Source organism: Streptomyces sp. S.PNR 29, assembly GCF_030386795.1.
GTDB lineage: Bacteria > Actinomycetota > Actinomycetes > Streptomycetales > Streptomycetaceae > Streptomyces.
The window spans coordinates 58,363-70,566 of sequence record NZ_JANUQM010000001.1; the positions used below are offsets into that span (position 1 = coordinate 58,363).

At 71.8% G+C, this 12,204-nt stretch carries 10 protein-coding genes and 1 pseudogene; 6 read left to right on the forward strand and 5 right to left on the reverse strand.

Features of this window, described 5'->3' with window-relative positions; translation table 11 throughout:
• Positions 1 to 326: pseudogene (locus tag NW895_RS00310) on the reverse strand (hypothetical protein); the annotation flags it as partial.
• A gap of 192 nt (positions 327 to 518) precedes the next feature.
• On the opposite strand from NW895_RS00310, the gene NW895_RS00315 reads away from it, so the two are divergent.
• From NW895_RS00315 to NW895_RS00330, 4 genes are read left to right on the forward strand one after another with little or no spacing between them, the layout of a single operon-like run.
• Positions 519 to 743, forward strand: coding sequence for a hypothetical protein (locus tag NW895_RS00315; RefSeq protein ID WP_289932924.1), 225 nt, complete (start codon positions 519 to 521; stop codon positions 741 to 743).
• Entirely contained in the window at positions 740 to 2,554 is a 1,815-nt protein-coding gene (locus tag NW895_RS00320; protein ID WP_289932925.1) for an isocitrate/isopropylmalate family dehydrogenase, read from the forward strand. Before NW895_RS00315 ends, NW895_RS00320 begins: the two co-directional genes overlap by 4 nt.
• A complete protein-coding gene (locus NW895_RS00325; protein ID WP_289932926.1) occupies positions 2,547 to 3,404 on the forward strand; it encodes a DUF6282 family protein in 858 nt (285 codons plus the stop codon). Before NW895_RS00320 ends, NW895_RS00325 begins: the two co-directional genes overlap by 8 nt.
• A 20-nt stretch (positions 3,405 to 3,424) precedes the next feature.
• Positions 3,425 to 4,456 (forward strand): MBL fold metallo-hydrolase, encoded by a 1,032-nt coding sequence (locus NW895_RS00330; protein ID WP_289932927.1) that lies wholly within the window; start codon positions 3,425 to 3,427, stop codon positions 4,454 to 4,456.
• A gap of 75 nt (positions 4,457 to 4,531) precedes the next feature.
• Here NW895_RS00330 and NW895_RS00335 read toward each other — a convergent pair whose 3' ends face one another.
• From NW895_RS00335 to NW895_RS00350, 4 genes are read right to left on the reverse strand one after another with little or no spacing between them, the layout of a single operon-like run.
• Positions 4,532 to 6,208: a glycoside hydrolase family 13 protein gene (locus tag NW895_RS00335; RefSeq protein WP_289932928.1), complete on the reverse strand. Its 1,677-nt coding sequence runs from the start codon at positions 6,206 to 6,208 to the stop codon at positions 4,532 to 4,534.
• Positions 6,209 to 6,257: 49 nt separating this feature from the next.
• Complete coding sequence (locus tag NW895_RS00340; RefSeq protein ID WP_289932929.1) at positions 6,258 to 7,091, reverse strand: carbohydrate ABC transporter permease; 834 nt, start codon at positions 7,089 to 7,091, stop codon at positions 6,258 to 6,260.
• Positions 7,088 to 8,059, reverse strand: a complete 972-nt coding sequence (locus tag NW895_RS00345; RefSeq protein WP_289932931.1) for a sugar ABC transporter permease — start codon at positions 8,057 to 8,059, stop codon at positions 7,088 to 7,090. The genes NW895_RS00340 and NW895_RS00345 overlap by 4 nt, the downstream gene beginning before the upstream one ends.
• Positions 8,056 to 9,357 carry an ABC transporter substrate-binding protein gene (locus NW895_RS00350; protein WP_289932932.1) on the reverse strand — a complete coding sequence of 434 codons (1,302 nt, stop codon included), beginning with the start codon at positions 9,355 to 9,357 and terminating at the stop codon, positions 8,056 to 8,058. The genes NW895_RS00345 and NW895_RS00350 overlap by 4 nt, the downstream gene beginning before the upstream one ends.
• Positions 9,358 to 9,626: 269 nt before the next feature.
• Here NW895_RS00350 and NW895_RS00355 point away from each other — a divergent pair, with 269 nt between their 5' ends.
• Together NW895_RS00355 and NW895_RS00360 are read left to right on the forward strand one after the other, a co-directional pair.
• On the forward strand, positions 9,627 to 10,703 hold the full coding sequence (locus tag NW895_RS00355) for a LacI family DNA-binding transcriptional regulator (protein WP_354670055.1): 1,077 nt from the start codon (positions 9,627 to 9,629) through the stop codon (positions 10,701 to 10,703).
• Between the two features lie 190 nt (positions 10,704 to 10,893).
• Positions 10,894 to 11,952, forward strand: a complete 1,059-nt coding sequence (locus tag NW895_RS00360; RefSeq protein WP_289932933.1) for a LacI family DNA-binding transcriptional regulator — start codon at positions 10,894 to 10,896, stop codon at positions 11,950 to 11,952.
• The last annotated feature ends 252 nt before the right edge of the window (positions 11,953 to 12,204 follow it).

The window sequence follows — 12,204 nt, forward strand, 5'->3', positions numbered from 1 at the left end:
CGGGAGTCGTCGACGGTATGGCGGGGAGCGCCGACGGCCCGCTGGGTGTCTGCGGTTGCCTCGCCGGGAGTGCCGACGGGTCGGCAGGTGTCTCCGGCCGCCTCGCCGGGGCCGGTGACGGGCCCGCGGGGGTCGGAGCGGGCCCTGTGGGTGCCCGCGATGGTCTGGCGGGAGTCGTCGACGGTATGGCGGGGAGCGCCGACGGCCCGCTGGGTGTCTGCGGTTGCCTCGCCGGGAGTGCCGACGGGTCGGCAGGTGTCTGCGGTTGCCTCGCCGGAGGCGGCGAGGGTCTGTCCGGAGGCTCTGCGGACGTGCCCTTCACCCAAGACAGGCCGGCACCTGCTGCCGATGGCTTGTCGGGCACCGGCGCCGGCCCTTGGGGAAGCGGCGGTTCGGCACCTGCCGCCCATGGCCTGACGCGACCCGGCGCTGGAGGCGCCGACCCCGCGTCCTGCGCCGCCGGCGGCCCGCCCGTACCCCACAGGACGGCCGCCCAAAGGCTCGCCGGAGGGCTGCGGTTGCTGTGTGGCGTCGATGTCTCCGCGGGCGTCGAGGCCCACCCCGGGCCGCTGCTGCACATCGTCGGTGGGCGTTCGCAGCTCGTCACCCGGCGCCATACGGCCGCCGCGCCGCACCACCGGGTGCACGTCGTCCCCGAGGCCGGCATGCGCCCCCACACCGAACAGCCCGCGGAAGTGTCCGTACTGATCGAGACCTTCCTGCGGGAGAAGGGACTGACATGAAGCCGAACCCGACGAAGAGCGTCGCCGTCCTCCCGGGCGACGGCATCGGCCCGGAGGTCGTCTCCGCCGCGCTCGACACCGTCGAGAAACTCGGCCTGCCCCTGGACTTCCGGTTCGGGGACATCGGCTGGGAGTGCTGGCGCCAGGAAGGCGACCCGGTGCCGCAGCGCACCTGGAAGCTCCTGGAGGACACCGACACCTGCCTCCTCGGCGCCATCACCAGCAAGCCGCTGCGCGAGACGGAGGCCGAACTCGCCCCGTCCCTGCGCGGCACCGGGTTGCATTACGTCTCGCCGGTCGTCCAGCTCCGCCAGCGCCTCGGCCTGTACGCCAACATCCGGCCCGTCACCGACCTGGACGGCGGACGGTTCGACTTCACCGTCATCCGGGAGAACACCGAAGGCCTGTACGCCGGCATCGACGTCCACGGCCTCGACGAGCCGCTCTGGAACGCGGTGCGCCACCACCCGAACGCGGCGGCCTCCGGCCCGCAGGACACCAGCCTGACCCTGCGCCTGCAGACCCGCTTCGGCATCGACCGTCTGCTCCGCTTCGGCTTCGCCTACGCCGAGGCCCACGGCAAGCGCCGCCTGACGGTCGTGGACAAGCCGATGGTCCTGCGCAACAGCGGCAACCTCCTGCGCGAGCGCCTGGAACTGATCGCCCAGGACCACCCGGACATCGAGACCGAGATCCTCAACGTGGACGCCGTCGCCCTGTGGATGGTCCGCAGGCCCGAACGGTTCGGCGTCCTGGTCGCCGAGAACATGTTCGGCGACATCCTCTCCGACCTCGGCGCCGGCGTCATGGGCGGACTCGGCCTCGCCCCGAGCGGCAACATCGGCGACCACGGCAGCTACTTCGAGCCGGTGCACGGCAGCGCGCCCGGCATGGTGGGCCAGGACAAGGCCAACCCGATGGCGATGCTCCTCACCGTCGCCCAGATGCTCGACCACCTCGGCCTCGCCGTCCCGGGGGAGGAACTGCGCGGCGCCGTACGCACCGTCGCCCGCGCCCGTACGACCGTCACGTACGACCTGGGCGGCACCGCCGGCACCCGGCAGGTGGCGCGGGCCGTGGCCGGCGAACTGACGGCCGGCGGCAAGGGCGAGGCCGCCCCGGCTCCCGTCGTCCCCGAGGACGTGGTGGACCGGCTGGCCCGGCTGGACACCGCGTCCGTCTCGGACGCCCTGGACAGCCTGGGGATCGGCGGCGTGCTCGCGGGCCTGAGCGCCCGGGTGCCCGGGGCCCGTACGGCGGGTCTGGCGTACACCGTCACCTACCGGCCGGTGGACGGCTCCGGTGAGGGGTTCCGCAACGCGGCGAACTACCTGGACGACGTACCCGCGGGCTCGTTCGTGGTCGTCGACAACGCCGGCAGCACCACCTGCACCAACTGGGGCTCGCTGCTGACCTCCGTGGCCCAGAACCGGGGAGTGCGCGGCACCGCGGTGCACGGGTCGGCCCGTGACATCGCCGAGATCCGGGCCGCCGGATACCCGCTGTTCAGCACCGGCGCCACGATGGTCAGCGGCAAGAACCGGGTGGAACTGGCGGCGACCGGGCAGGAGGTCACCGTCGGCGACGTGACCGTACGCCCCGGCGATGTCGTCGTCGCCGACGACAACGGCGTCCTCGTCGTCCCCGCGGCACACGCCGCCGAGGTCGCCGACCGGGCGGAGCGGGTGGAGCGGACCGAGACGGCGATCGCCGAGGCGGTGGGCACCGGACTGCGCCTGGACGAGTCCCGCCGCAGGTTCGGCTACGCCAGGCCGTGGGAGGGCCCGGCGCGGCAGACCACCGATGCCTGAGCTCGCGAGGCGCGTGGTGGACGTCCACTACCACGCGGGACCCGACCTGTACCGGCGCCGCCTCACCACCGGCGGCGCCGGCCGGGCCTACGCCGGGATCGACGGCTGGGTGGTGATCAAGAGCCACCTGGGGTCCACGGCGGCGAGCGCGTGGGAGGCCCGCCAGGAGGGCCTGCCCGTCTCCGGCACCGTCGTCCTCAACGAGCTCGCCGGGGGAGTGCACCCCCGGGTCGTGGAACAGGCCGTGTGCGCGCACGGCCCGGACAGCCCCGCCCGGCTGGTCGTCCACCTCCCCACCCTCGTCGGCCCCGCCCACCGCTCCAGACTGCGCCGGGAGCCCTTCCACCCCCTGCTGGACACCGACCGGTGGCGCGGCAACCGGGTCCTGGACGACAGCGGACGGCTCAGGCGCCCCGTGCGCGAGGTGCTCAGGGCGGTGCGCGACCTGCCGGTCGTCCTGGCGACGGGGCACTGCGACCGCGAGGCGACCCTGCGGGTGATCGACGAGGCGGCCCGCCTGGACCTGCCGCGGCTGCTGCTGACGCACGCCACGCACCCGATGTCCGGTCTCACGCCCGCCTGCCTCGCCCGGCTCACGGACCTGCCGGGCCTGTACGTCGAACTGACCGCCCTGACGCTGCTGTTGGGGCACCGCGACGCCCAGCACCTGGGAGAGGTGGTGCGCGCCCACCCACGGGTGGTGTTCAGCTCCGACCTCGGCCAGCCGGACCAGCCGGACCCGACCGGGTGGCTGGCGCTCAGCGAACGCTGGTTCAAGGAGGCGGAACTGACGCCAGGCCAGGTCCGTGCCGTCACCTCCCTCAACCCCGCCGCGCTGCTGGCGCCCTGAACAGCCGAGCAGGAAGGCTCATGACAGACACCCCGCACCACCGTGACGTCCCTCGCCGCGCCGTACTGCGCACCGCGGCCGCCACCACCGCGTTCGCCGTCACCCAGGGCAGCGCGTACGCCGACACCGGCCACCGCGCCCCCACCCGGATCGGCGCGCTGAACGACCAGTCGGCCGTCCGCACCCTCACCCTCGGGGACACCCGGCTCACGTACATCGTCGACGGGGCGATGGAGCTGGACCCCGAGGGCTTCCTCCCCGCCGTCCCCGCCGCCTACTGGCGTCAGCACCCCGAGGCGCTGACCCGCTCCGGCCGGGTCGCCGCCTCGGCGGGCGGCCTCCTCGTCGAGCGGGGCGGGCGGCGGCTGCTGATCGACGCCGGTCTCGGCGGCAACGCCCTGCCCGCGGCCCTCGGCGTCTCCCGCGCGGGCGCGCTGCTGCGCACCCTCCGCGAGCTCCGGGTGCCCCCGGAGTCCATCGACACCGTGGCCTTCACCCACCTGCACACCGACCACACCGGCCTCGGCTTCGTGGCCGGCGACCGGGAACCGCGCAAGGCGTTCCCGCGGGCCCGCTACCTCGTGGCCGGCGCCGAATGGGAACCCTTCTGGCGGCGCGAGGTCGAGGTCGGCGCCCCGTCCTGGGACGGGTTCATGGTGCCGATGTCCCGGGTGCTGCGTAGGTTCGACGACGGCGCGGAGGTGTGGCCCGGCGTCACCGCGCTGGTCACCCCAGGACACAGCCCCGGGCACACCACGTACGTGATCTCGGCCTCCGGGGGACGACGGATCCTGGTCTTCGGCGACGCGTTCCACACTCCCGCCCAGCTGACCCGCCCCGAGTGGCCCTCCGGGCCCGACGTGGACGTCGACGCGGTGCTGCGGGCCCGCAGGACACTCCTGAACCGGCTGCTCATGCCCCGCACCCACGCCTTCGCCTTCCACTTCGGGGACCAGGCCTTCGGCCGCGTCGTACGCGAGGACACGGGGGCCGTCCGATGGCAGCCGGCGCCCGCCCGGAAGCGTCTGCCGGCACCGTTCCGGCTCTCCTGACCACAGGGCCGATTGACCACGGGCCAGTGACCACCGGAGCAGTGCCCACCGGAGCAGCGCCCACCGGGCCAGTGACTACCGGGCCAGCCACACCGCCTGGTCCGCGGCCAGCACCCCGCCCTCGACGGGCCCGCTCGCCAGCAGCACCTCGGTGTGCGCGGGCAGCCGGTACGGCTCGGTCGAGAGGTTGACCGCGCACACGAAGCCCGGGTCGCGGCTGAAGGCGAGGACCCCGGCCGGGGCGTCCAGCCAGGTCAGATGGCCGTCACCGAGCGCGGGGTGCGCGCGGCGCAGCCGCAGGGCGCCGCGGTACAGCTCCAGCATCGACGTCGCGTCACCGGTCTGCGCCGCCACACTGAGGTCGCCCCAGTCCGCCGGCTGCGGCAGCCAGGGCGCGGCCGAGGCGCCCTGAGGGCTGAAGCCGTACGGGGCCGTCCGCCCGGACCAGGGGATGGGCACCCGGCAGCCGTCGCGCCCGCGGTCGGTGTGCCCGGACCGCTCCCACATCGGGTCCTGGAGGACGGACTCGGGAAGGTCCTCGACCTCGGGCAGGCCGAGCTCCTCGCCCTGGTAGATGTAGGCGCCGCCGGGCAGGGCGAGCATCAGCAGCGCGGCGGCGCGGGCACGGCGCCTGCCGAGCTCCAGGTCCAGTGGTCCTTCGGGCCGGTACGGCTCGTTCGCGACCCAGCGCCGGACGGTCCCGCGGCCGTAGCGGCTCGGGTGGCGCATCACGTCGTGGTTGGACAGCACCCAGGTGGCCGGTGCGCCCACCGCGCCGAGCATCGCCAGCGAGTCGTCGATGACCGCGCGCAGATCCTTCGCGTTCCAGCTCGCCATCAGGAAGTCGAAGTTGAACGCGGTGTGCAGCCCGTCCCGGCGGACGTAGGCGGCGAGCCGCTCGGGCGTGTCCGCCCAGGCCTCGGCGACGAACGACCGGTCGCCGGGGAACTCGTCGGCCACCTTGCGCCACGCACGGTAGACGTCGTGCACCTCGTCGCGGTCCCAGTGCGGGTGGTCGACGTGCTGCCGGACCCGTACGTCCGCCTCGTCCCGGCGGGCGTTCGGCCCCAGCACCCCCGCCGGCTCGTCGCGCGGCGGCAGGTCGGGCAGCTCCGGGTCCTTGACGAGCCCGTGCGCGACATCGATCCGGAACCCGTCCACGCCCCGGCCGAACCAGAACCGCAGGATCGACTCGAACTCCGCCCGCACCTCGGGGTGTTCCCAGTTGAGGTCGGGCTGCTGCGGGGCGAACAGATGCAGGTACCACTCGCCGTCCGGCAGCCGCGTCCAGGCCGGACCGCCGAAGCAGGAGACCCAGTCGTTGGGCGGCTCGGCACCGTCCGGGCCACGGCCGGGGCGGAAGACGTACCGTTCCCGCTCCGGGCTGCCCGGCCCGGCCGCCAGCGCCGCCCGGAACCAGGCGTGCTGGTCGGAGGTGTGGTTGGGCACGATGTCGGGGATGACCCGGATGCCGTGCCGGTGCGCCTCCTCGATGAGCTGCTCGGCCTCGGCCAGCGTGCCGAACAGCGGGTCGATGTCGCGGTAGTCGGCCACGTCGTAACCGTGGTCCGCCATCGGCGACCTGTACCACGGGTTGATCCATATGGCGTCGACGCCCAGCGACTCGAGGTACGGCAGACGGGACCGCAGGCCGGCGATGTCGCCGACGCCGTCACCGTTCCCGTCGGCGAAACTGCGGATGTAGACCTGGTAGATGACGGCGCTGCGCCACCACGGGGCGGTACCGGACATGCTGCTGTGTCACTCCTCGTGAGGGGCCGTGCAGGCCCTGGACGGATGTCTACTTCGCCGCGCCGGCGGTGAGCCCGGCGACGATACGGCGCTGGAAGAGCAGCACCATGACGACCAGCGGGATGGTGACGATGACGCCCGCCGCCATCTGGCTGCCGAACGGGGTCTGGTACGTCGTCGCGCCGGAGAACTTCGAGATGGCGACCGTCGCCGTCTGCATGCCGGGCTTGTTGGTCATCGACAGGGCGATCAGGAACTCGTTCCAGGCGGCGATGAAGGTGATGATCGCGGTGGTGAAGAGGCCCGGTGCGGCGAGCGGGACGATGATCCGGCGGAACGCCTGGCCGCGGGTGCAGCCGTCGACCATGGCGGCGTGCTCCAGCTCGTCCGGCAGCTGCCGGAAGAACGTGGTCAGGTTCCACACCGCCAGCGGCAGCGTGAACGACATGCTCGGCACGATCATCGCCTGGTAGGTGTTGATCCAGCCGATGTCCGTGAACAGCTTCAGCAGCGGAACCACGATCGACACCACCGGGAACATCGAGGTGGCGATGATCAGCGTCAGGATCAGCCGCTTGAACCGGAACTCCAGCCGGGCCGTCGCGTACGCGGTGAAGGTGGCCAGCAGCAGCGACAGCGCGGTGGTGACGCCGGCGACGATCAGGCTGTTGAGCAGCGCTCTTGTGAACCCCTGCGCCGGGCTGAACACGGCCCGGTAGTTCTCGAAGGACAGCGGAGCGGGAAGCAGCGAGGTGCTGAAGATGTCGGTGCTGCGCCGCAGGCTGGAGACCAGCATCCAGTAGAACGGGGCCAGGCAGTACGCCACCACGAGGGCGACCCCCGTATACGGCAGCCACCCGCGCAGACGGGCCGTGACGGTCATGCCATCACCTCCGCACGGCGCGGCGCCGCAGCGGGCTTGCGCTGCCTGCTCCGCGCCTCCCGCCGGCCCTTGGCGCCGCCGTCGCCGATGAGATCGGCGCCCAGCAGCCGCACGAAGGCGAGCGCGATGAGGAAGACGTAGAGGAAGAGGATCACCGCGTAGGCGGCGGCCGGTCCGAAGCGGACGTTGGAGGCCTCGTTCTGCGCGAGCATCGACAGGGTCTCCACCGAGCCCTTCTGCGCGCCGATCAGGATGTACGGCAGGTCGAACATCCTGAGCGCGTCCAGGCACCGGAACAGCACCGCCACCAGCAGTGCCGGCTTCACCAGCGGCAGGGTGATGTGCCGGAACCGGGCCAGGGCGCCGGCGCCGTCGATGCGGGCCGCCTCGTAGACCTCCTTCGGGATCACCTGCAGCCCGGCCAGGACCAGCAGCCCGATGAAGGGTGCGGTCTTCCACACGTCGGCGATGACGACCGCGAGCTTGGCCGGGAAGCCGTCGGCGGTCCACAGCACCTGGTGTCCGAGGAGGACGTTGGCGATCCCGTCCGCGTTGAAGATCCACTTCCACAGCAGGCCGGAGATGGCCGTGGGAATCGCCCAGGGCACCAGGATGCTCGCCCGCACCACCGCCCGGCCCCGGAACGCCCTGTGCATGATCAGCGCCATGGCCACACCGATCACCGTCTCCAGCGACACCGTGACGACGGTGAAGAACGTCGTGTTCCAGAAGGCGTTCCAGAACCGGTCCCCGGCCTGCGTGAGGATGCCGGTGTAGTTCCGCAGTCCCACGAACGGCTCGGTGCTGCTGATGAAACCGGTCTTCGGGTCCAGCCCCTTCGGCCCGTACAGCGACTCGTTCAGCGCCATGAGCGTCGGATAGATCACGACGATCGTCAGCACCAGCAGCGTCGGGGAGACCAGCAGTGCCGCCGTCCGCCCCGCGCCCGTTGCCTTACGGGTCCTCACTGCGCCGTCAGCTTCCGCAGCTCGGCCTGGAGGTCCTTCAGCGCCTGCGCGCTGCTCTTCTTGCCGGTCAGGGCGGCGTACGCCTCCTGCTGGACCGCCGATGTGACATCCCCGTACTGCACGACCCGGGGGCGCGGCACGGCACGCGTGATGGACTGCTTGAGGACGGGCAGGTACGGATACTGCTTGTCCAGCGTCGCGTTGTCGTACAGGTCGGCGTACGGCGGGGCGAGCGAGGCGTTCTTGAGGAAGTACCTGGCACTTTCCTCGCTGCTGAAGAACTCCATGAAGTCCAGGGCGGTGGCCTTGTTCTTGGCGAAGGACGACAGGGCCAGGTTCGAGCCGCCCAGGCTGGAGGTGCCGGGCCCGTTCAGGCCGGGCAGCGGCGCGACCGCGAACTTCCCCGCGATCTTGCTCTTCTGCGCCAGGGAGTACACGTACGGCCAGTTGTTCAGGAAGATCAGCTTCCCGGACTGGAAGGCCTGACGGCCGTCCTCCTCCTGGTAGGTGATGGCCTCCTTGGGGATCGTCCCGTCCTTGAAGGAGTTGACGAGGAAGTCCAGGCCCTTCCTGGCCTGCGGGGTGTCGACGTCGGGCTTGCCGTTCGCGTCGGTGACCTGACCGCCCGCGGAGTTCACGGCCTCCGAGAAGTTCACCGTCAGGCCCTCGTACTTCTGGAACTGCCCGGCGTAGCAGGACATGCCCTTGGCCTCGGGCAGCTTCCGCACCTTGGCGCAGTCGGCCGTCATCTCGGCCCAGGTGGCCGGGGGCCCGGTGATGCCGGCCTTCTTCAGCAGGTCGCTGCGGTAGAACAGCATCCCGCCGTTCGAACTGGCCGGTACGGCATACAGCTTGCCGCGGTACTTCCCCGTCTCCACCACCGGCTTCAGCATCTTCTGCAACGGGAACCGGCTCGCGGGCAGCGGCTCGATCCACTGGTGGGCGGCGAACTCCGACGTCCACACGACATCCGTGGCGAGCACCGTGTAGGCGTCGGACTTCGTCTCCGCGTTCTGGATCATCTGCTGCCGCTGCGAGTCGGCGTCCGTCGGCAGCTGGATGAAGGTGACCTTCTCCTTCGGGTGCAGCTTGTTCCACCGGTTGATGATCGTCTGGACGGTGCCGGTGGTGTCCTTGCCCGCCACGTACGTGATGGGCCCACGGCCGGTGAAGGAGGTGCCCTGGGCCTGCCCGGTGGAGGCACTGCCGCCGGACGAGCCGCAGGCGGTGAGGAGCAGCCCGGCGGCGGCGAGCGTGGCCGCACCCTGAAGGGCTCTGGTGGTCCTGGTGTTCTTCACGGTCTCTCTCCTCGATGAGGGTGGCGGTGTGCGGCGAGACTGTGCTGTCACGGGGCACGGTGAAGAAAGGCGCAGGTCGAAGCCTCGATGGCCGACCTCTTGGTGGCGGCTTCGACCCCAGTGGGACAACGTTTGCACGGCAGGCGTGCAATCAGGGGGAAACGGTCCGCAAATTCCGGGTAATGGGCCCTACGTACCCGGCAAAAACGCCATGACAGCGCTGTCCCAGCGAGCCGCCCGGCGGACCCTGGCCGTGTTAGCGTCCGCTCATGCCTCCAGCTCAGCGGCACCCCACGATGGCCGACGTCGCCGAACGGGCCGGGGTCTCCCCGTCCACCGTCTCGCGCACCCTGCGCGGCCTGCCGACCGTCTCACCGGACGTCCGCGCCCGCGTCGAACAGGCCGCGCGCGAGCTGAAGTTCCGGGTCTCACGGCAGGCGGCGAGCCTGGTCACCGGCAGGACCGGCGTGGTGGCGGTGCTCGTCCCCACGCTCAACTCGTGGTTCATGGGCTCGGCCCTGTCCAGCCTGGCCCTGCTGCTGCGCGCGGCCGACATGCAGCTGGCGGTCTATGTGATCCCCGACATGGCCGAGCGCGCCGCGTTCTTCGAGCACCTCCCCGCCCGGCGGAACGCCGACGCGCTGCTCGTGTTCTCCTTCGACCTCACCGACGAGGAGAGCGCCCACCTGGACGACCTGGGGATGCCGGTCATCTACGTCAGCCAGCACGTCGAGGGCCGCCCGAGCGTATACGTCGACGACGTCGCCGGCGCCCGCACGGCCACCCGGCACCTGCTCAACCTCGGCCACCGCCGTATCGCCTTCGTGGCGACGGTCGGCGCCAGCGGCTTCACCTTCAGCTCCCACGAACGGCTGACCGGCTACCGCGAGGCGCTCACCGAGGCGGGCGTCCCCCTGGACGACGACCTGGTGGTCGCCGCCCGGCCCCAGGACAGGCGGACCACTCTGGAGGCGGTCGGGAAACTGCTCGGCCTCCGCGAACCGCCCACCGCCGTCTTCGCCGAGCAGGACGAGCTGGCCGCCGCCGTCATCTCGGCCCTGCGCGCCACCCGGATCGAGGTCCCGCAGCGGATGTCGGTCCTCGGCTTCGACGACCAGCAACTGGCCGAGTGGTTCGACCTGTCCACGGTGGCCCAGTCGCCGACGGACATGGGGCGGGTGGCCGGCGAGCTGGCCCTGCGACTCATCGACGACGGCGACGGCGACGCGTCCGCGGGGGACCGCGAGCGGCACATCGTCCTGCCCACGACCCTGATCCCCCGATCGACGACCGCGCCGCCGCCCGGCCCGCCGGAGGAGCGGGAGCGCCGGGACGGTGGTGACTGACGGCCGTCACCGGACGGTGACGCCTTGGCGGATCGCTCGGTCACGGGGACGGCTCCCCGTCCCGCAGGACACACAGCGGGCAAGAGTTGGTAACAGGCCATTGACAGACGCTCTGGTCATGGGCACGCTCATGGGCACGCGGTTGGCTAAACGATTAGCCAACCCGAAATCCACTACTTTGGGCGGGGGAATGGCGCGCCGGATCGGGATCAAGGACGTGGCTGCCGCGGCGGGTGTCTCCACCGCGACGGTGTCGCACGTCCTCAACCGGGTCGAGGGCAAGCGGATCAGCCAGGAGACCCGCAAGCGCGTCTGGCAGGCCGCCCAGGAACTCGGGTACGCGCCCAACGGACTCGCACGGGGGCTGAGGACCCAGCGCTCGCAGACCATCGGCTTCGTCAGCGACGAGATCGCCACCACCCCGCACGCGGGCCGGATGATCCTGGGCGCCCAGGAGGCCGCCGCGGCCGAGGGCCTGGTGCTGCTGCTGGTCAACACCAGCGGCGACGCCGAACTGGAGCGCACGAGCATCGAGATGCTGCTCCAGCGGCAGGTGGACGGCGTGCTGTACGCGGCGATGTACCACCGCGTCGTGGACCTGCCGGACAGCCTGCGCTCGACACCCACCGTGCTGCTGGACGCGCGCTCCGACGACCCCGCCGTCCCCTTCGTGGTGCCCGACGAGGTCCAGGGCGGTTACACGGCGGTGCGCGAGCTGACCGACCACGGGCACCGCAGGATCGGCGTGACCGTGCAGACCGTCGACCTGCCCGCCCGGCAGGGCCGCTTGGAGGGCTACCGCAAGGCGCTGGCCGAGGTCGGCGTCCCCTACGACCCGTCGCTGGTCGCCGCCGAGACGGCCGTGCCCTTCAACACGGTCGGCGGTGATGTGACCACGGGCTACCGTGCCGCCCGGCGTCTGCTGACGGCGCAGCAGCGCCCCACGGCGTTGTTCTGCTTCAACGACCGGATGGCCGCCGGTGCTTACCGGGCTGCCGCCGAGTTGGGGCTCTCCATCCCCGGCGACCTGTCGGTCATCGGGTTCGACAACCAGGAGCTGGTCTGCGAGGCCGTTCATCCCCAGCTGAGCACGGTTCAGCTCCCGCACTACGAGATGGGGGCACGGGCCGTGGCCCAGTTGCTCGCACTCACCAAGACGCCGGGCCGGCCACCGGGCCCGGGCACACCGGAATTGCTGCCTTGCCCGCTGGTGGCGCGGGCATCGGTCGCTTCGCCGCCCCGACTCTGACCCCGGGGCGGCGAAGCATGCGCACCACGACAGGCGACCGTCGCAACCGGCCGTCAGTCCTGCCAGTACGTTGGAACACAGTGAGGGTACACACATGTCCCCTGGGATTCTCCATGAGCCGTCGAGGCGCCGAAGCGCGCTGATCCCCGACGCCGCCTCCGCCGAACCGGTGGGCATGGACGGGACGGATCGCGCGATGCCGCCCCAGTCCTGAGCCGCGCCCCTCCCGCCGACCCGACCCGACGCCCGGCC

Bases quoted from the DNA above. Each gene is read 5' to 3' on its own strand.
- NW895_RS00320 (WP_289932925.1), top strand. From the start codon at position 740: ATGAAGCCGAACCCGACGAAGAGCGTCGCCGTCCTCCCGGGCGACGGC.
- NW895_RS00325 (WP_289932926.1), top strand. From the start codon at position 2,547: ATGCCTGAGCTCGCGAGGCGCGTGGTGGACGTCCACTACCACGCGGGA.
- NW895_RS00330 (WP_289932927.1), top strand. From the start codon at position 3,425: ATGACAGACACCCCGCACCACCGTGACGTCCCTCGCCGCGCCGTACTG.
- NW895_RS00335 (WP_289932928.1), bottom strand. From the start codon at position 6,208: ATGTCCGGTACCGCCCCGTGGTGGCGCAGCGCCGTCATCTACCAGGTC.
- NW895_RS00340 (WP_289932929.1), bottom strand. From the start codon at position 7,091: ATGACCGTCACGGCCCGTCTGCGCGGGTGGCTGCCGTATACGGGGGTC.
- NW895_RS00355 (WP_354670055.1), top strand. From the start codon at position 9,627: ATGCCTCCAGCTCAGCGGCACCCCACGATGGCCGACGTCGCCGAACGG.
- NW895_RS00360 (WP_289932933.1), top strand. From the start codon at position 10,894: ATGGCGCGCCGGATCGGGATCAAGGACGTGGCTGCCGCGGCGGGTGTC.